Genomic DNA, 18,714 nt, shown 5'->3' with positions numbered 1-18,714 from the left:
TAATTTATTATATCATTTTAGAAGGCAAAAATAAAAGGACCATCTTACGATGATCCTTATTTGGTGGGCTATCGGGGACTCGAACCCAGGACACCCTGATTAAGAGTCAGGTGCTCTACCAACTGAGCTAATAGCCCGTATTTATTTGGTGGGCCATCGGGGACTCGAACCCAGGACACCCTGATTAAGAGTCAGGTGCTCTACCAACTGAGCTAATGGCCCGCATTCACTTTTCTGGCGCGCCCAGTAGGATTCGAACCTACGACCTTCAGATTCGAAGTCTGCAACTCTATCCAGCTGAGCTATGGGCGCCCTCTCTGGCCTTTATTATGGTGCGCCCAGAGGGATTCGAACCCCCGGCACACGGCTTAGAAGGCCGTTGCTCTATCCAACTGAGCTATGGGCGCAAATGGAGCGGGTGATGGGAATCGAACCCACGTTACCAGCTTGGAAGGCTGGCACTCTACCATTGAGTTACACCCGCACATTTGGAGCGGAAGACGGGACTCGAACCCGCGACGTTCACCTTGGCAAGGTGACGCTCTACCAACTGAGCCACTCCCGCGCATTTTTTATTTAAATAGTGGTGCGGGCAGAGGGACTTGAACCCCCACGCACGCGGCGCTAGATCCTAAGTCTAGTGCGTCTGCCAATTCCGCCATGCCCGCATGTTAATATTAAATTGGTGAGCCACCGGGGAATCGAACCCCGGACACCATGATTAAAAGTCATGTGCTCTGCCGACTGAGCTAGTGGCTCGAATGGCTGGGCAGGCAGGACTCGAACCTACGCATGCGGGAGTCAAAGTCCCGTGCCTTACCGACTTGGCTACTGCCCAACGTTTTATATGGGGTGGATAGTGGGGCTCGAACCCACGGCCTCCAGAGCCACAATCTGGCGCTCTAGCCAACTGAACTATATCCACCATTATTGGTGCGCCCAGAGGGATTCGAACCCCCGGCACACGGCTTAGAAGGCCGTTGCTCTATCCAACTGAGCTATGGGCGCATATGTGGAGCGGGTGATGGGAATCGAACCCACGTTACCAGCTTGGAAGGCTGGCACTCTACCATTGAGTTACACCCGCATATTCAAGCTTAAACATAATAACATATTTCGTCGTCCTTGTCAACAACTTTTTTAATGGTCGGGGTGACAGGGATTGAACCTGCGACCTCATGGTCCCAAACCACGCGCGCTCCCATCTGCGCTACACCCCGAAACCTTTTTTTAAGTCATTTCTTCCGGCGACAATATAGAGTATACAGGATATTATGTTAATCGTCAATACCTTTTTTAAAAAATTTATTACCAATTATCAAAAGCCTTTATAGATACTAATACTCAAGCCTTATGAGCTTAAAATCAATATCGCCCCTATTGTCTATCTCAACTACTGCACATCCGGGTTTTGTGTCCCTTGGTCTTGATACACTACCCGGATTTAAAAGAATTATATCACCTTTGCTTTTTATATCCTGAACATGAGTATGACCATATAAAACAAGCTCTGCATCTGTTTCAAGAGCTTTAAAATAAAGGCTTTCAAGTCCAAAATAAACATTATATCTATGTCCATGAGTTATAAATATTTTCTTCCCACTAATACTTAAGATTTTTTCTGGAATTCTTTCTGCTCCAAAGTCATTGTTGCCGCTTACATATTCAATAGGCAGCTTATATTTTTCATTAACTTTTATAATATCCCTGTATTCATCTCCTAAATGTATTATATAATCTAAATTTCCCATACTTTTTATAGCTTTATCCAGCATATATAAATTTCCATGGGAATCGCTGACTACACCAATACGCACTAAGTCCTCCCCCTATCTATCCTATGGAAACAAGTTTTTCCTTTAAGTCATTTAAAGCTCTTCCTCGGTGGCTGATACTGTTTTTTTCCTGTGAGCTTAGCTGAGCAAAGGTTTTGTTAAGTCCTAAAACCAAAAACAGAGGATCATATCCAAATCCGTTACTGCCCACTTCCTCCTCAGTTATTATACCTCTTATTTCTCCTCTTGCAAATATTTTATCTCCATCAGGTGTTACAAGAGCAATAGCAGTTACAAACCTCGCCCCTCTCTTTTCCCTTGGAACCCCTTTTAAAAGGGATAATAGCTTTTCATTGTTTTTCTTATAATTTCCATGCTCTCCAGAGAATCTTGCAGAATACACTCCAGGAGCACCGTTTAAAGCATCAACCTCAAGACCTGAATCATCTGCAATACATGGAAGGCCTGTTAAATCTACTATAGCCTTTGCCTTTATGTAGGCATTTTCTTCAAAGGTTGTTCCATTTTCTTCAACTTCACAGTTTATGCCGGCTTCTTTCAAAGATAAAATTTCATTGCAAAAACCCTTCAGAATATCTTTAATCTCATCTACCTTGTGCTTATTGTTGCTGGCTATTATTATCTTCTCTAACTTCATTATTTTCTCCTCCAGTGCCTATCCTTTTACCCCCATCGCCAAGAGAATCCCTTTGTATTGCTATTAAATTTTGTATTCCTTCCTGTGCGTACTGAATTAACTTTTCAAGTTCTTCCCTGCTAAAAGGGCTGTCTTCTCCCGTTCCCTGTATTTCAACGAACTGACCCTTATCAGTCATAACAACATTCATATCAACCTTTGCCTTTGAATCCTCCTCAAAGCAAAGATCAGTTAAAACTTCATCGTCCACTATTCCAACGCTTACAGCTGCGACATAGCTTTTTATAGGATAAACAGTAAAATTAGCAGTGCTGTCTAATTTATTTATAGCATCAACAAGAGCTACAAATGCTCCAGTTATAGATGCAGTCCTCGTTCCGCCATCTGCCTGTATAACATCGCAGTCTATCCAAATAGTTCTCTCTCCTATTGCTTTTAAATCAACAACAGACCTTAATGCTCTTCCTATTATTCTTTGTATCTCTGCTGTCCTTCCATCAACTCTTCCCTTGCTTACTTCCCTAACCTTTCTTACATGGGTTGATCTTGGAATCATACCATACTCACAGGTTATCCATCCTTCCCCTGTTCCCTTCAAAAATGGAGGAACTTTATCTTCAATAGATGCAGTACATATAACTTTGGTATTCCCCGATTCAACAAGCACAGAACCTTCAGCATGCATTATATAATTTCTTGTAATTTTATATGGTCTTATTTCATTGCTTTGTCTTCCATCAATTCTTGTCATTTGTATCCTCCTTAATTTATGAAAAAGCAAAAATATTTTTCATAATATTCTTTTAATTATTTCTTATAATAACTTATCTAATAATGCATATTGTTTTTATTCTCCACTTTTAAAAAGTGTTAAAGATTATAAACTATATAGAATTAGTTTTAAATAAATTTATATGTTCTACGAAAATTCTATTTTTTCAGGCATTTATATCATCAAATATTTACCCTATAGATTTCATCTGAATCAGGAGGAGATAATTCCTTTTCTTCACCCTTTGATAGAATTATTTTTTCTTCATCTGTTATTTTCCCTGCGATGCAGGCTTCTATTTTATGTTCATTCAACCTTTTAATAAGTTCCTCTCCATTTTTGCAGGTAATTATCATGCAACCGCTGGATATGAGCCTTAAAGGGTCTAAATTTAAAGTATCGCATATAATCTTAGTCTCTTCTTTTATAGCTATTTTATCCTCATAAACATAAACTCCCTTTCCGCTGCTCTGTGCAACCTCCCAAATTGCCCCAAGCACTCCTCCTTCTGTAGCATCGTGCATTGCATTTACTCCAAACTCTCCTGCAATAAGTCCTGCTTTAACAACACTTATATCCTTTATAAGGTTTTGAGCTTTCAAAAGAATTTCTTCATTTATCTTTACTTTTAACTTTTCATAATAATCCTTTGCAATTATTGCAGTACCTTCAGCAGCAACATTGCCTGTAATTATAACATCATCTCCAGTTTTTGCTCCTCCAGTTGTAACATATCTTTTACCTCTGCTCTTTCCAATGGCAGTTATTGAAAGTACTATCCTATTTACAGCATCAGTTACCTCCGTATGCCCTCCAAGAACATCTATATTTAATTCTTCACAGGTTTCATTTATTTCATTCATTATTCTTTTTATATCATCTATTGTACTGCTTGGCGGTGCAAGTATCGTAACAAGAACCCCTAAGGGGCTCACCCCTGCAGAAGCAATATCGTTGCAGCATATATGTATTCCTATTTTCCCTGCATCATTTTGTGCTGCAGTTACTGGATCCGTAGTTAAAACTAAAACTTCATTATCAAAGTCTACTATTGAACAGTCCTCTCCAACCTTAGGACCTACAAAAATATCTTTATTTTTTTTCTTTATGCTCGAGATTACTATGTCCTCAAGCACATCATTGGGAAGTTTACCACACTTCATTTTAAAACCTCCATTTCCAAATATAATTATACATGTATAACGACAACATGACAAACTAATAAATTTATAATCCTATGTAAATTTGCATGTCCACTATACATAAAATAAATATAAGGAATTATTATCATAGGTGGTGTAAATTTTGGAAAGCCATCAGGAAAGCATTGATTTATTAAACACTTCCCTTAAACTGTGCTGTATGAGCATGGATAATATAAAATGGGGAATTTTATACTCTGGCTGCGGAATATTTCAAATATACGATGAAAAGGATATAAAAAAATTTTTACCTTCTTTTGAATCAGATAAAGAAGATGAGTCACTTGAAGATGTATTGCTGCTTAGATGTTCATATAAAAAAGGAAAGCCGCTTTTATCTTTTGCTGATACAGATAGAAAAGGCAGATACATGTGGAGCCCTAACAGTTTTAACAAAACAATACTTCCATCTTCTCAGGCATTTGCTATATTGAGCCTCCTTAAATCTATTGAAGTTTTAGAGGACAAAAATACGCCTTTATCATATTTAATGCTTTTAACTGCTCAAAACTATTATAATTTTGCGACAACATATATGAGAAATGAAGATGGTCTTTTTATATCCGTTGAAGATAAGACCAAAAATTCAGAAGGTGAGATTAAAATTAAACCTATTCAGAATGGAGCAAAACTGATAGAACAGATTTTCATGTACGAAGCTCTTTTATATCTTTATAAAGCAACTTTAAAATATGGTAAAGATAATACTTTATCAGGTTTGGAGAGATATAGAATCGATTCAGACAACCTATTTGAGTTTTTATATAACAACTGCAACGAAATCTTCGAATTATCATCAAAGGAATTAAGCCTTGCAGTTTCATCCTTTGTCAGATGTTTAAACTTAGATGATGATACGGAGAAAAAACAAAAATACAGGCTCTTGGTTGCTATGCTCTGTGCTGAACTCGAATCGAGAATAAAAATAACCGGTGAAGTTGAAAGAGGAGGTATAGACACCTCAATAACTTCAATATGGACACATTTTAAAACCGTATCGGCTCTTATTGAAGGATACCTTGAAACAAAAATAGATATATTTAAAGAATCTGCCCTTAGAACATATAATATCCTCTTAGATTTATATGATCCAATATATAGTCTTTTTATTAATGGTGATTATTCTAAAATAAGCTATTCTATAAGAGACATATGCGAAATATTAAAATGCATCCTATTAATATATTCTATTGACAGCAGCAGGGACACCTTAAACATTTTAATTGATTTTTATAAATCTTCAATTGAAAATTCAAATATAATGCAGAGTACCTCTTTTAAAAATTTTAATCTTAAAGGATACAATCTCGATATTACTGAATTACCTGATATATTCTCTTCAAGCAAAGCTCCTGTGTTTATAAAAAGCTTTAGAGTATCAAGCAAAAAATCACCTTCCTCAATTACTTTATCAAGACAGTTTAATAGCTTCTACTCCTTCTACTCGAGCTATATTTTTCTTCATTATTTTGGCAGCGTAATAGATAATTTTAGAGATGAGGAAAACAAGATAATATCTTTAGCCGATGATATTAACAATACAACAATTGTATCTGAAATAAGTAACCGTCCCATAGAAAATACAATATTGACCAACGATATAGGCAGCAATGAAAGTAATTTTTTTGAGAGCATAGAATAAAATTTAAAATTGTTAAAGTTGTATGCTAAATAAGTAACTGTCCCTCCTTGGGAATTATGTAGAGAGTAATTATAGTATTGAAAATCTGCCTTTGTAAATAAAAATAGCACAAAAATTCAATACTATAATTAAGGAGGGGATTTTGGTGACAAATATAAACTGTTCTGCAAACTGTGTTCATGAAAAGAACGGAAAGTGCACCTTAAACCATGTGAGTATTACCCAAAGCGTAATGGGTCATGGAACCGACTGTGCGTATTTTTCTCCAAGAGAGAAAATATCAGATGCTCCTCCTGAAAAAGCATAAGGCCCGCATTTTGCGGGCCTTAAAACATACTTTAGCAAATTCAAAGCCGTTATTATTGCTAAGGCCAATATAAAGCGAGTCTTAGAAGCTCTTGTCCTGCTGACGCAGAAAATTTTAGAACTTTTGGCTGTTTGAACGGAGTGAGTTCCAAAAGTTCTTAATTTTCAAGGAAGCAGGACTTAGAGCTTCTTAACAAGCGAAAATGATTGGCTGTGCAGCAATAACGGCTACTACCTTTTAAAAAACATAAGGCCCGCATTTTGCGGGCCTTAAAATCACTTCTTTGCACTTTCATCTACATAAGCATGATCAAAGTATACCGTTGCAAGAGGAGTCTTATATACTCCCTTAATCCATGGCTGTACGCACATATTGCTTACATAGAAGTATATTGGACAAACTCCCATTTCATCCATTATAATCTTTTCAGCATCATGCATTAGCTGGTCTCTCTTTGCTAAATCTGTTGCTGTCTTTGCTTCTTTTAAAAGAGCATCATACTGTGCATTTGTGTATTTTCCATCATTAAATGCGTTATCGCTCATAAACATATCAAGGAATGTCATAGGATCAACATAGTCAGCAATCCATCCGCCTCTTGCAATATCGAAATCTCCATTTTGTCTTGTCTTTTGGAATACCTTCCACTCTTGGTTAGCAAGCTTAATATTAATACCGAGATTGTTCTTCCACATATCCTGTATCATTTCAGCAATCTTCTTATGAGATTCGTTTGTATTATAAAGATATGTCATCTCTGGGAATCCCTTTCCATCTGGGAATCCTGCTTCAGCTAAAAGCTGTTTTGCAAGATTTACATCTTCTTGGAATAAATTTCCGCCTTTTTCTCTAAAGTCTGACTTCCCATCAGCTTCCTTAATTCCAAAGGGCACCTGTGCATAGGCTGTTATCTGCCCTGTTTTTAATACTGCATCCTTTATAGATTGTCTATTTATTGCTAAGGCTAATGCCTTTCTTACTCTTGGATCATTTAAAGGAGCCTTCTTTGTATTAAAATATAAGTAATATGTTCCAAGCTCTGGTATTATCTGAAGCTTCTTTTCTTGAATAAGTCTTGGAGCCTCTGCAGGAGGAACTGATTCTATAATATCGATTTCTCCCTTTTCCCAGGATGGAAGAGCTGATGAAGCCTCAGTTACCATAACCCAGGTCATCTTTGAAAGCTTAACGTTCTTTGCATCCCAGTAGTTTTCATTCTTTACCCATTCCATAGAGTCATTGTGTGTCCATTTTACCATCTTAAATGGACCGTTTCCAATGTATGTTTCTCCGCTTTGTGTCCACTGTTCTCCGCCCTTTTCAAGAGCATCCTGTCTTAAAGGCATGTATATTGGCATTGCAACAAGCTGCAGGAAGAATGCAGTTGGAACTTTTAATGTAACTTCTATAGTATAATCATCCTTAACTTTAATCCCAACATCTTCCCAATTTGCCTTCCCATTGTAGTATTCCTCTGCATTCTTTATGTTATCAGTTAAGAAAAATGCATAGGCTGCTGCAAGTTTTGGATCGAGGGCTCTCTTCCAAGCAAATTCAAAATCCTTTGCTGTAACCGGTTTCCCATCGGACCACTTTGCATTCTTTCTAAGATAGAACGTGTAAACTGTTCCGTCCGGACTTATTTCCCACTTCTCAGCAACTCCGGGTTTAACGTTGTTGTCATCGCCTATTCTTGTAAGGCCTTCAAAAGCATTTGCAACAACAGTAGCTCCGTCAACTGCTTGGTTTAACGCAGGGTCTATTGTCTCCGAGTCAGTACCAAGGTTGTAAACAAGAGTCTGATTAGCACTTGATGCACTCTTGTTACCACAGCCGGCAAGCAGTGTCCCCACCATAGCTATGGTAAGGATGACAGTTAAGCAGATAAATAATTTTTTCCTTTTCATAATAAACCCCCTTATTTTTTATATTTTCCAGTATATGTAATTTTACTGGATGTTCACCTAATAATATTTATTAATTTTTAATCAAATAAATGACACGCCACATAATGTTCTCCGCCCAAATCCTTAAAGACTGGATTTTCCTTTGAACATATAGGCTTTGCAAATCTGCACCTTCCCTTAAACCTGCATCCTTCAGGAGGATCTATAGGAGATGGTATCTCTCCCTCAAGTATAATTCTCTTTCTCTCCTCTGCCATATCAGGATCAGGAACAGGTATTGCAGATAAAAGAGCCTGTGTATAGGGGTGCTGCGGATTTTTATATAGTTCATTGCTTGCTGCAAGTTCAACAAGTTTTCCAAGATACATAACTCCTACTCTGTTTGAAATATGTTTAACCATAGAGAGGTCATGGGCTATAAAAAGATAGGTAAGCCCTAAATCTCCCTGAAGATCCTCAAGCATATTTACAACCTGTGCCTGAATTGAAACATCGAGAGCCGATATAGGTTCATCACACACAATAAATTCAGGCTGTACAGCAAGAGCCCTTGCAATACCGATTCTCTGTCTTTGTCCCCCTGAAAATTCATGGGGATATCTATTTGCATGTTCACTGTTTAGCCCAACCCTTTGAAGAAGATACTGAACCCTCTCGTTTCTTTCCTTTTTCCCCATCAAATTATGAATATCTATGGCCTCACCTACTATATCCCCAACCGTCATCCTTGCATCGAGGGATGCATAGGGGTCTTGAAATATAATCTGCATCTTTCTCCTATAGGAAAGCATTTGATTTACAGATAACTTTGTTATATCCTTTCCATCATATATTATCTTCCCTGAGGTTGGCTCATAAAGCTTTAATATAGTTCTTCCACAGGTAGTCTTACCGCATCCTGACTCACCAACAAGCCCTAATGTTTCTCCTTTTTTTATTTCAAAGGAAACATCATCTACTGCCTTAACATAGCTTGATGAAGTTTTAAAAATCCCTTTTTTTACTGGAAAATATTTTTTCAAGTTCTTAATCTCAATTAAAAATTGGCTTTTTTTCTCTTCCATCATTCTCTCCCCCTTCCTTTGAAACCTTCAACCTTTGGAGCATACGGATGATTAAGATAGCAGGCTGCTCTATGCCCCTCGCTTATTTCAAAATAAGGAGGCATTTTAATTTCACATATTCTCATTGCATATTTACATCTTGGCGCAAAAGGGCATCCTTCAGGAGGTTTTAAAAGATCCGGAGGCTGTCCATCAATCGGCTTTAACCTCTCTTTAATTAATGTTTTGGGATTTGGAACGCTGCCCAAAAGTCCTAAGGTATAAGCATGGGATGGATTGTAGAATATATCTCTTTTTGTTCCCTGCTCTACAATTTTGCCTCCATACATTACGTTTATCCTGCTGCAAAGGTCTGCAACAACTCCAAGGTCATGGGTTATAAGAATAATAGATGTGCTTATCTTATTTTTAAGTTCCTTCATCAAATCGAGTATCTGCGCCTGAATAGTAACATCAAGAGCTGTAGTCGGCTCATCAGCGATTAAAAGTTTAGGATCACAGGCTAGAGCCATTGCTATCATAACCCTCTGCCTCATACCCCCTGAAAACTCATGGGGATATTGGGATAGCCTTTTTTCTGCCTCAGGTATTCCAACAAGCTTTAACAGCTCCACTGCTTTTTTTCTAGCATCGTGTTTTGTCATTCTTTTATGCCTTAAAAGAGGTTCCATAAGCTGATTTCCTATTGTAAATACAGGATTTAAAGAAGTCATTGGGTCTTGAAAAATCATGCTTATCTCATTTCCTCTGATTTTTAACATCTCCTGATTCGATATTTTTACAAGATCCCTTCCTTCAAACAATGCACTGCCTTCTTTTACCTTCCCAGTATCAGCTAAAATCCTTAATAGGGACATCATAGTAACGCTTTTCCCACAGCCCGACTCCCCAACAAGTCCTACTGCCTCCCCTTTTTCAACATCGAAGGTTATTCCCCTAACAGCCATGACCTCTCCAACATGGGTATAGAAAGAGGTATGAAGATTATTTACCTTTAAAAGTTTTTCCATAACCGTGCCCCCTATTTTCTCATTTTAGGATCAAGAGCATCTCTTAATCCGTCTCCAAAAAGATTAAATGCAAGCATTATAATGCATATAGCAAGGGATGGGAAAAACAGCTGATAGGGATATGTTCTGTAGGTTGTAATTGCATCGTTGCACAAAACTCCAAGGGAAGCCATAGGAGCTGAAACTCCAAGACCTATAAAACTTAAAAATGCTTCAGTAAATATTGCACTCGGTATAGACATCATAAGAGTTACTATTATAGGTCCCATGCTGTTTGGAATAAGATGTCTTAATATAATTCTGAAATTTTTAGCTCCGAGGGCCCTTGCTGCAAGTACAAACTCCTGCTGTTTTAATGCAAGAACCTGTCCTCTTACTATCCTTGCCATTCCAACCCAGTAGGATATACCAAGAGCTATGAATATGTTAGATAGGCTTGCCTCACCTAAAACAACCATAAGAAGTATTACATATAAAACCGTAGGAACGCTGTATAACACATCAACAAAGCGCATCATTATATTATCTATATTCCCTCCGTAATACCCAGATATGCCTCCATATATTACACCAATTACAAAGTTTATAAGGGCTGAAACTATTCCAACAGATAAAGATATTCTCATACCATATAAAACCCTTACATAAAGATCCCTTCCAAGTTCATCAGTTCCAAACCAGTGCTCTGAGTTTGGCGAAAGATTTAATGAATTTATATCGTTAGTTCTATAATCGAATTTTGAGAGATAAGGACCTATTATTGAAATAAGAATAAGAAGAATTAAAGCGAATAAAGAAAAGGTTGCAACTTTATTTTCCTTAAGCCTTCTCCATGCGTCCTGCCAATAGGTTTCACTTGGACGTACAACTGTATTTAAATCTTTATTATCAGAAGGAATATACTCAAACAGCTCTTTATCTATATTTTTAAGATTTAAATCCATTTCCTCACCCCCTAGTTATCAAGCTTTATTCTTGGATCAAATACAACATATAATATGTCAACTAAAAGATTAAAGGATACGAGGAGGAAACTATCAAAAATTGTAAGTCCAAGAATAGTTGTATAATCTCTATTTGTTATGCTTTCAACAAACTGTCTTCCCATTCCAGGTATTGTAAAAATCTTTTCTATTACAAAACTTCCCGTTAAAATACCCGCAACTAATGGTCCAAGATATGTAATTACTGGTATAACTGCGTTTTTCAAAGCATGTTTATATACTACGATTTTATCCGGAATTCCCTTTGCCTTTGCAGTCCTAACATAATCCTGCCTTATAACATCAAGAAGGCTTGACCTTGTAAGTCTTGAAACAAAAGCTGTTGGTGTTGCTGCAAGAGCTATTGCCGGAAGAACATAATGTTTTGCTGTTCCCCATCTCATCGACGGGAAAAGTCCAAGTTTAAAGGATAGAAAATATAAAAGAAGAGTTGCAAGTACAAAGCTTGGAATTGTAATACCTATTGTAGCGAGAAACATAACAAAATTATCCTGCCACTTCCCCTGATTTAGTGCTGATATGATTCCAAAGGGTATGCCTATTAAAAGTGAAACAAGCACCGAAACCCCTCCAAGTTGTGCAGATACTGGGAAGCCGTCTTTTATTAAATCATTAACGCTTCTTCCTATGTACCTGAAGGAAGGTCCAAAATCTCCCTTTAAAAGATGTTTAAAATAATCCTGATACTGCCACCAAAGAGGCTTGTCTAAATTGTACCTTGCCTCTATCTGTTTTTTTATCTCGGGAGGTATCTTTTTTTCCCTATCAAAGGGTCCCCCTGGCACTGCATGCATTAAAAGAAATGTTATTGTGGCTACTACCCACATGGTTATAATACAGGATATAACCCTTTTGATTATATACTTTACCATCCTCAACACCCCTTTAGATTTAAATTAAGCAAAATAATTTAATATTAATATTCTATATTTTTTTATTTGTAAAATCAATTGCAATTTTATATTTTTAACCTTCATTTTTTCGACAATTTATAACTTTTGTTTGCATTATTATATTTATATATATAAAAATTCAATCTCTTAATTGTCATATTTATAAATTCTATAGAAAATATTTTTATAATTTTATGTCGTTAATTGTTGCTTAAAGTTTTGATTTTACAGCTTAATCTCGTGTTTTAATAACATTTTATAAAATCACATATAAAATTATATGAATTAATTAAAAAAAATAAAACAGCGATTAAATATAAAAATTACATATCAATTTATATATTAATCCCTGTTTTTAAAATATATAATTTTGAAATTTATAATATAAAAATATTCATTATTCTATCAATATATTCCAAAAACCACAAATATGAGAAGTATTCCTCCGAGTGCAAACAGCGCCGTTGAAACTTTAGGGCTGCTGTTTTTATCTGATACATCACAGCCGTAAATGCTACAAAGCCCCCATATGAAAAACGTTAAAGACAGGCTTATTTCAATAGGCAGCATCGTCGCAAATGGTTTTAAAAGATCCCCATAGGAAATACCAAAGAGTACAACAATAGTTATAATTGATACAACAAAGGAAATAAAAAACATTATCCACATTAAAACATCAAGAATCTTCATTTTAATTAACTCCTTTTATCATATCTTCAAAATCATCCTCAGAGATTATTTTTATGTTAAGCTCCTGTGCCTTTTTAAGCTTACTTCCTGCATCCTCTCCAGCTAAAACATAGCTCGTTTTCTTTGATACGCTTGAGGAGACCTTGCCTCCAAGGCTCTCTATTATACTTTCTGCATCCTTCCTGCTGTATTTTGAAAGACTTCCTGTCAAAACGAAGGTAAGATTTTCAAAAATTTTATTTTCGTTATTGTTTGCATCTTTAAGAATAAAATTTATACCTGATTGTCTAAACTTTTCAATGAGTTTTTTATTGTGCTCCTCTTGGAAGAAAGCTATTATGCTCTCTGCCATTTTATCCCCTATCTCTTCAACTTCTATCAATTCTTCATAGGAAGCATTAATTAAATTATCTATACTTTTAAAAGCTCTTGCAAGATTTTTAGCCCCTTTGTTTCCAATATACCTTATACCAAGACCAAATATAAATTTATCTATATCATTATCTTTGCTTTTTTCTATTGAATTTATAAGGTTTTGTGCAGATTTTTTACCCATCCTCTCAAGGTTTACCAAATCATCAAATTTTAAATAATATAAATCTGCAGCATCATGTATAAGGTTATTATCCATAAGAAGGCTTATTATCTGCGGTCCAAGGCCCTCAATGTTCATAGCATCTCTTGAAGCAAAGTGAATTATACTTCTTTTTAGCTGAGCCGGGCATGATATGTTTGTACATCTTAACGCAGCCTCTCCTTCTTCCCTTACAACATCTCCTCCGCACTCAGGACATTTTTCAGGCATATTGAATACCTTTTCATCGCCATTTCTATCCTCAATAACAACCTCAACAACTTCAGGTATTATTTCTCCAGCCTTTTGAATTATAACGCTGTCCCCAATTCTTATGTCCTTTTGCTTTATGTAATCTTCATTATGCAGAGTCGCTCTCGATACCGTAGAGCCTGCAATCCTTACGGGCTCTAATATTGCCGTTGGAGTTATAGCACCGGTTCTTCCAACCTGCACTATTATATCTTTTACCTTAGTTTTCTTCTTTTCCGCTGGGAACTTATAGGCAACTGCCCATCTTGGTGTTTTAGAAGTTTGTCCGAGCTTTTCCCTGTCCTTTAAATCATTAACCTTAATAACTATTCCGTCTATGTCAAAGGGAAGTTCTCCCCTTATCTGCGACAGCTCTTCAATTTTTTCAATAACCTCATCTATATCTTTGCATAATATCCTTTTGGGGCTTACCTTAAAACCTATAGAGTTTAAAAACTCTAAGGCATCATAGTGAGTTTTAAGCTCTTTGCCCTCTATGCTTTGAAGATTGAATATAAAAATATCAAGCTTTCTTTTTGCAGTTATATTTGAATCAAGCTGTCTTAAAGAACCTGCCGCTGCGTTTCTTGGATTTGCAAAGAGAGGCTGTTCTAATTCCTCCCTCTCTATATTAAGCTTTTCAAAGGCATCCCTTGGCATATAAACCTCTCCTCTAACCTCGAGAGGATAATTGTAATTTATCTTTAGAGGGACGCTTTTTATAGTTCTAACGTTTAAAGTAACATCCTCACCTATCAATCCATCCCCCCTCGTTGCTGCTCTTTTTAATCGTCCTTCATCATAACTAAGGCATACTGAAAGTCCGTCTATTTTAAGTTCAACAATATATTCTACATCGGGAAGTTCGCTCTTTACCCTTCTGTCAAAATCTCTTAACTCTTCATAGCTGAAAACATCCTGAAGACTCAGCATAGGTACGTTGTGCCTCACCTGATTGAATTCCTTTAAAGGCACTCCTCCAACCCTTTGAGTAGGAGAATTTTCGTCATAAAACTCGGGATGCTGCTTTTCGAGCTTTTCAAGCTCCTTCAGCATTTTATCGTAGTCAGCATCTGATATTTCAGGATCATCCAAAACATAGTATCTATAGTTGTGATATTCTAATTCCTCTCTCAATCTTTCTATTTGTTTTTTAACGTCCTCCATAGCAACCTCCATTTAAATAATAACCTTTTTAAATAATGTTCCATCTCTTATTAGGCATGTTCATGAGATAATAACATTAACTGCCTATCTGCCGTCTTAGAAAGAATTTTTGTTAAGAATTATAGTATATTTTGCTGAATTACTTTTATCGTAATTAAAGTTATAACTTTATACATATATATTTTACTTGGATTCGGCAATTATTCTCAATAAGCCTTGATATATCTAAGTTTTATATTAAAATTTTTTTGCATTAATTGCCTTTATATTAAAATTGTTTTAGAATAATTATGGATTTTTTAAATATTATAAATGTGAAAATCATTGAGCGAAATATGAGCTTTATTATGTTTTTATCTCATATTTCGCTAATTCAGAAAACACAATTAATTTTATGTTTTTATACGTTTTTTACTTTTATATGGGTTTGATTTGCGAATATCAATAATTGAATAGTTAATCTATTCATAAATAACAAATATTAAATGAAAAAAAGATTTAGCAAAATATAAGTTTTATCAATAGATTCTCATAAATTTAATCATATCTTCTCAAGAGGCGCAACAGATGCTAAAAGATTTTTAATTCCGGTTTTGTCAAAGGCTACAGTTATCATTTTGTCCGATGATACATCCTTTATTGCAACTACCATGCCTGTTCCGAACTTATCATGCTTTACCCTGCACCCAACAGTATATTCTATTACCTTTTTAATTGAGGATTTATTTGGGGGTTCAGGTTTTGTTATGTTTAAAGGGCTTCCATACTTTTGATAACTTGAACTATTTCCGCTAAACTTTGAAAATCTATTTTCCTCATAGCCGTAATTTCTATTAAAGCTAATATTCTTTTTAGTTATATCATCTATCAGGTTCTCTGGTATTTCCTCAATAAAGCTCGATACGCTGTTAAACATCTGCCTTCCATAAAGGAGTCTATACTTCGCACAGGTTAGATAAAGTATTGTCTTCGCCCTTGTTATTCCAACGTAGCAAAGTCTTCTCTCTTCTTCAAGCTCTTCATCATCTTCCTGTGCTGAAAAATGTGGGAATATTCCCTCCTCCATTCCTGCTATAAATACAACATTAAATTCAAGGCCCTTTGCAGTATGAAGCGTCATAAGGTTAACAGCATCAACGGATTCTATCTGATCCTGATCGGATACGAGAGCTACCTTTTCAAGAAAAGCTGAAAGGCTTTTATCTTCGCTGCTCTGTTCAAACTCAACTGCAGCAGATTTAAATTCCTTAAGGTTTTCAATTCTGTCCTGATTTTCCTTTAAGTTTTCCTTTTCAAGCTCTTTAATATATCCTGTTGTATTCAATATCTCATCTATTAGCTCCGACACCTTCATTGAATCCTTTGACATAACAAAATAATTCATCTGGCTTATAAATTTTTCTATTGAGTTTAGCGCCCTTTTATTAAGGTCGTCTATAGAATCTATCTCTAATAAAGTATAATAAAGGCTCATATCCTTTGATGATGAATATTCCTTTAATTTATCTATTGTAGACTGTCCTATTCCTCTTCTTGGAACGTTTATAATTCTCTCAAGGCTTATGCTGTCGAGGGGATTGTTTATAACTTTTAGATAAGCTAATATGTCCTTTACTTCCTTTCTGTCGTAGAATTTCAATCCTCCTATTACCCTATAAGGAAGAGATGATCTTACAAAGGCCTCTTCAAGAGAACGGGACATTGCATTTGTCCTGTACAAAACGGCAAAATCCTTAAAGTTCCTTCCATTACTCTTAAGCTTTGATATCTCATTTACAATAAATTGTGCCTCATCCTCACCACTCTCTGCCTTATAAAACTTTATGTTATCCCCCTCCATGTTCTCAGTCCAGAGCCTCTTGGCTTTTCTTTTTTCGTTGTTTTGAATAACATAATTTGCAGCATCGAGTATTCTTTTGGTACACCTGTAGTTTTGCTCAAGCTTTATTATCTTAACATCAGGATAGTCCTTTTCAAAGTCGAGTATGTTCTCAACTTTAGCTCCTCTCCATGAATAAAGGCACTGATCATCATCTCCAACTACACAAAGGTTTCTATGCTCCTTTGCAAGTATATTTATAAGTTCATACTGTGCTCTATTTGTATCCTGATACTCATCAACTAAAATATATCTAAATTTTCTTCTATAATAACTTAAAACATCATCATTTTCTTTAAAAAGTTTAACTGTAAGCATTATAATATCATCAAAATCGAGGGCATTGCTCTTCTCAAGCTTGTTTTGATAAAGCTTATAAAGGTTTGCTATATTTCTTGTCTTAAAATCCATACCATGTTTTCTAAAGTATGTATCCGCATCTATAAGCTCATCTTTAAAGGAACCTATTTTTGAAAGGACATCCTTTGGAGGGAAAGCTTTTTCATCTATATTGAGTTCCTTTAAGCAATCCTTTATAATCTTTTCCTGATCAGAGGTATCGTATATTACAAAATCCCTGCTGTACCCAAGCTTTTCAATATCTTGCCTTAGTATCCTGACACAGGCAGAATGAAAAGTTGTTATCCAGATGCTTTTAGCTTCGTCTCCAACTAAATCAGCTACCCTTTCCTTCATCTCTCCTGCTGCCTTGTTTGTAAAGGTTATTGCAAGTATGTTCCCTGGGTAAACTCCATTTTCAATAAGATTTGCTATTCTGTATGTTAAAACTCTTGTTTTTCCGCTTCCTGCCCCTGCAAGTATCAATAAAGGCCCGCTTAGAGTTTCTACCGCTTCTCTTTGCTGCTCATTTAGTAAATTCAGATCTATCACTTTTATTCCTCCCAAGTTACCAATTAATATACAAATTGATTATAGCATTATTTCTTATATGCTGCTATTATAACATAAAAGGCAGCACATAAATGCTGCCTAGTCAGAATTTAATTTCCCCTTGCTCTTTAACCTTTCAAACACCCTTTTATATCCATCATTTCCATAGTTATAGAATCTGTTTACTCTGCTGATGGTCGCTGTGCTTGCGCCTGTAGTATCAGCTATATCTATATATGTCCTTCTTTCCCTCAGCATTTTAGCAACATGAAGCCTTTGAGCCATAGCTTTTATTTCATTAACAGTGCATATATCCTCAAAGAATCTATAGCAGTCTTCTATATTTTCGAGGGTCAAGATGGCTTCAAATAAAAGATCCACATCGCTACTCTTTAATTTTGATTCATATTCGCTCACGCTACCACCCCGTATTAAAAAATTAAATTTAAATATTCCAAGTAAATTATATCATAATATATTATAAAAACATATAAAAATACAAAAATTTCAAAAAATATATTCTTATAGGTCAAAGAAGGTTATAAAGTTAGGAGGGACGGTTACTTATTTTCACTACCAACATTACAATTACATGAATAAAATCACCTCTAACTTGGCAAAATAATACTAAAAATATAATTTAAGTTGGAGGTGGTTTGTCATGCCAAGACTGGCAAGGCAAAAATCGTATGACTCAATTTTCCATGTTATGGTTAAAAGCATCGTTGAAGCTCCTCTTTTTAAAGATGATGATGATAAAGTAAAGTTTATGGATTTCGTTAAAAAAGCTCAGGACCATTTCGAGTTTAAGGTGTATTCATACTGTCTTATGGATAATCACGCCCATTTTATTATAGATTCAAACGGTGCAGACATATCGAAGATTATGCACTTTATCAATTATAAGTACGCTATGTACTATAACAAAAGGCATGAAAGAATAGGTCACCTTTTCCATGATAGATTTAAAAGTCTTATTGTTGACAGTGACAGGTATCTTTTTGCTTTAACTGCCTATGTTCACTTT

At 35.7% G+C, this 18,714-nt stretch carries 16 protein-coding genes and 13 tRNA genes; 3 read left to right on the top strand and 26 right to left on the bottom strand.

Annotation, left to right across the window (positions count from 1 at the left end):
• Positions 1 to 61: 61 nt before the first annotated feature.
• From B5D15_RS07845 to B5D15_RS07765, 17 genes are all read right to left on the bottom strand, one after another.
• A tRNA-Lys gene (locus B5D15_RS07845) sits at positions 62 to 137 on the bottom strand.
• 9 nt (positions 138 to 146) lie between these two features.
• Positions 147 to 222: transfer RNA gene (locus B5D15_RS07840), tRNA-Lys, on the bottom strand.
• A gap of 13 nt (positions 223 to 235) precedes the next feature.
• A tRNA-Arg gene (locus tag B5D15_RS07835) sits at positions 236 to 312 on the bottom strand.
• 18 nt (positions 313 to 330) lie between these two features.
• Positions 331 to 407: transfer RNA gene (locus B5D15_RS07830), tRNA-Arg, on the bottom strand.
• A gap of 3 nt (positions 408 to 410) precedes the next feature.
• Positions 411 to 484: transfer RNA gene (locus B5D15_RS07825), tRNA-Gly, on the bottom strand.
• 5 nt (positions 485 to 489) lie between these two features.
• A tRNA-Gly gene (locus tag B5D15_RS07820) sits at positions 490 to 565 on the bottom strand.
• Between the two features lie 19 nt (positions 566 to 584).
• Positions 585 to 668: transfer RNA gene (locus B5D15_RS07815), tRNA-Leu, on the bottom strand.
• Positions 669 to 683: 15 nt separating this feature from the next.
• A tRNA-Lys gene (locus B5D15_RS07810) sits at positions 684 to 759 on the bottom strand.
• 3 nt (positions 760 to 762) lie between these two features.
• Positions 763 to 838 (bottom strand) — tRNA-Gln (locus B5D15_RS07805).
• A gap of 10 nt (positions 839 to 848) precedes the next feature.
• Positions 849 to 925: transfer RNA gene (locus B5D15_RS07800), tRNA-His, on the bottom strand.
• Positions 926 to 931: 6 nt separating this feature from the next.
• Positions 932 to 1,008, bottom strand: a tRNA-Arg gene (locus B5D15_RS07795).
• A 5-nt stretch (positions 1,009 to 1,013) separates the two neighbouring features.
• Positions 1,014 to 1,087 (bottom strand) — tRNA-Gly (locus B5D15_RS07790).
• Between the two features lie 57 nt (positions 1,088 to 1,144).
• Positions 1,145 to 1,220 (bottom strand) — tRNA-Pro (locus B5D15_RS07785).
• A gap of 117 nt (positions 1,221 to 1,337) precedes the next feature.
• On the bottom strand, positions 1,338 to 1,817 hold the full coding sequence (locus B5D15_RS07780) for a metallophosphoesterase (protein WP_078696561.1): 480 nt from the start codon (positions 1,815 to 1,817) through the stop codon (positions 1,338 to 1,340).
• A 16-nt stretch (positions 1,818 to 1,833) separates the two neighbouring features.
• Entirely contained in the window at positions 1,834 to 2,433 is a 600-nt protein-coding gene (locus B5D15_RS07775) for an XTP/dITP diphosphatase (protein ID WP_078696560.1), read from the bottom strand.
• A complete protein-coding gene (gene rph / locus B5D15_RS07770) occupies positions 2,396 to 3,184 on the bottom strand; it encodes a ribonuclease PH (RefSeq protein ID WP_078696559.1) in 789 nt (262 codons plus the stop codon). The genes B5D15_RS07775 and rph overlap by 38 nt, the downstream gene beginning before the upstream one ends.
• A 203-nt stretch (positions 3,185 to 3,387) precedes the next feature.
• Positions 3,388 to 4,368 (bottom strand): AIR synthase family protein, encoded by a 981-nt coding sequence (locus B5D15_RS07765; RefSeq protein WP_078696558.1) that lies wholly within the window; start codon positions 4,366 to 4,368, stop codon positions 3,388 to 3,390.
• Positions 4,369 to 4,510: 142 nt separating this feature from the next.
• Between B5D15_RS07765 and B5D15_RS07760 the strand changes: the two genes are divergently transcribed.
• Together B5D15_RS07760 and B5D15_RS07755 are read left to right on the top strand one after the other, a co-directional pair.
• Entirely contained in the window at positions 4,511 to 6,049 is a 1,539-nt protein-coding gene (locus B5D15_RS07760; protein ID WP_078696557.1) for a hypothetical protein, read from the top strand.
• A gap of 145 nt (positions 6,050 to 6,194) precedes the next feature.
• Positions 6,195 to 6,356: a hydroxymyristoyl-ACP dehydratase gene (locus B5D15_RS07755; RefSeq protein ID WP_078696556.1), complete on the top strand. Its 162-nt coding sequence runs from the start codon at positions 6,195 to 6,197 to the stop codon at positions 6,354 to 6,356.
• Between the two features lie 275 nt (positions 6,357 to 6,631).
• Here the strand turns inward: B5D15_RS07755 and B5D15_RS07750 are convergent, their stop codons facing one another.
• From B5D15_RS07750 to B5D15_RS07710, 9 genes are all read right to left on the bottom strand, one after another.
• Positions 6,632 to 8,263, bottom strand: a complete 1,632-nt coding sequence (locus B5D15_RS07750; protein WP_078696555.1) for a peptide ABC transporter substrate-binding protein — start codon at positions 8,261 to 8,263, stop codon at positions 6,632 to 6,634.
• Between the two features lie 77 nt (positions 8,264 to 8,340).
• Positions 8,341 to 9,327, bottom strand: coding sequence for an ABC transporter ATP-binding protein (locus B5D15_RS07745; protein WP_143287237.1), 987 nt, complete (start codon positions 9,325 to 9,327; stop codon positions 8,341 to 8,343).
• On the bottom strand, positions 9,327 to 10,337 hold the full coding sequence (locus tag B5D15_RS07740; protein ID WP_078696553.1) for an ABC transporter ATP-binding protein: 1,011 nt from the start codon (positions 10,335 to 10,337) through the stop codon (positions 9,327 to 9,329). The genes B5D15_RS07745 and B5D15_RS07740 overlap by 1 nt, the downstream gene beginning before the upstream one ends.
• A gap of 11 nt (positions 10,338 to 10,348) precedes the next feature.
• The gene (locus B5D15_RS07735; protein ID WP_078696552.1) at positions 10,349 to 11,281 is read right to left on the bottom strand and encodes an ABC transporter permease; all 933 of its coding nucleotides are present in this window, start codon (positions 11,279 to 11,281) and stop codon (positions 10,349 to 10,351) included.
• Positions 11,282 to 11,292: 11 nt separating this feature from the next.
• Positions 11,293 to 12,213: an ABC transporter permease gene (locus tag B5D15_RS07730; RefSeq protein ID WP_078696551.1), complete on the bottom strand. Its 921-nt coding sequence runs from the start codon at positions 12,211 to 12,213 to the stop codon at positions 11,293 to 11,295.
• A 426-nt stretch (positions 12,214 to 12,639) separates the two neighbouring features.
• Positions 12,640 to 12,924, bottom strand: a complete 285-nt coding sequence (locus tag B5D15_RS07725; protein ID WP_078696550.1) for a hypothetical protein — start codon at positions 12,922 to 12,924, stop codon at positions 12,640 to 12,642.
• A gap of 1 nt (position 12,925) precedes the next feature.
• Positions 12,926 to 14,917, bottom strand: coding sequence for an NAD-dependent DNA ligase LigA (ligA, locus tag B5D15_RS07720; RefSeq protein ID WP_078696549.1), 1,992 nt, complete (start codon positions 14,915 to 14,917; stop codon positions 12,926 to 12,928).
• 541 nt (positions 14,918 to 15,458) lie between these two features.
• A complete protein-coding gene (pcrA, locus tag B5D15_RS07715; protein ID WP_078696649.1) occupies positions 15,459 to 17,684 on the bottom strand; it encodes a DNA helicase PcrA in 2,226 nt (741 codons plus the stop codon).
• A 102-nt stretch (positions 17,685 to 17,786) separates the two neighbouring features.
• Positions 17,787 to 18,104, bottom strand: a complete 318-nt coding sequence (locus tag B5D15_RS07710) for a YerC/YecD family TrpR-related protein (protein WP_078696548.1) — start codon at positions 18,102 to 18,104, stop codon at positions 17,787 to 17,789.
• A 244-nt stretch (positions 18,105 to 18,348) separates the two neighbouring features.
• Here B5D15_RS07710 and B5D15_RS07705 point away from each other — a divergent pair.
• Positions 18,349 to 18,714: transposase (locus tag B5D15_RS07705; RefSeq protein ID WP_179122226.1), on the top strand; the 366-nt coding region annotated here is incomplete at its 3' end.

The sequence above is a fragment of the Caloramator quimbayensis genome (assembly GCF_900167605.1).
Taxonomy (GTDB): Bacteria; Bacillota; Clostridia; order Clostridiales; family Caloramatoraceae; genus Caloramator_B; species Caloramator_B quimbayensis.
This window is presented reverse-complemented; position numbering and strand designations above follow the sequence as displayed.

Excerpts from the sequence above, each read along its gene's own strand:
- B5D15_RS07775 (WP_078696560.1), bottom strand. The coding sequence starts at position 2,433 with ATGAAGTTAGAGAAGATAATAATAGCCAGCAACAATAAGCACAAGGTA.
- rph (WP_078696559.1), bottom strand. The coding sequence starts at position 3,184 with ATGACAAGAATTGATGGAAGACAAAGCAATGAAATAAGACCATATAAA.
- B5D15_RS07765 (WP_078696558.1), bottom strand. The coding sequence starts at position 4,368 with ATGAAGTGTGGTAAACTTCCCAATGATGTGCTTGAGGACATAGTAATC.
- B5D15_RS07750 (WP_078696555.1), bottom strand. The coding sequence starts at position 8,263 with ATGAAAAGGAAAAAATTATTTATCTGCTTAACTGTCATCCTTACCATA.
- B5D15_RS07745 (WP_143287237.1), bottom strand. The coding sequence starts at position 9,327 with ATGGAAGAGAAAAAAAGCCAATTTTTAATTGAGATTAAGAACTTGAAA.
- B5D15_RS07740 (WP_078696553.1), bottom strand. The coding sequence starts at position 10,337 with ATGGAAAAACTTTTAAAGGTAAATAATCTTCATACCTCTTTCTATACC.
- B5D15_RS07735 (WP_078696552.1), bottom strand. The coding sequence starts at position 11,281 with ATGGATTTAAATCTTAAAAATATAGATAAAGAGCTGTTTGAGTATATT.
- B5D15_RS07730 (WP_078696551.1), bottom strand. The coding sequence starts at position 12,213 with ATGGTAAAGTATATAATCAAAAGGGTTATATCCTGTATTATAACCATG.
- B5D15_RS07725 (WP_078696550.1), bottom strand. The coding sequence starts at position 12,924 with ATGAAGATTCTTGATGTTTTAATGTGGATAATGTTTTTTATTTCCTTT.
- ligA (WP_078696549.1), bottom strand. The coding sequence starts at position 14,917 with ATGGAGGACGTTAAAAAACAAATAGAAAGATTGAGAGAGGAATTAGAA.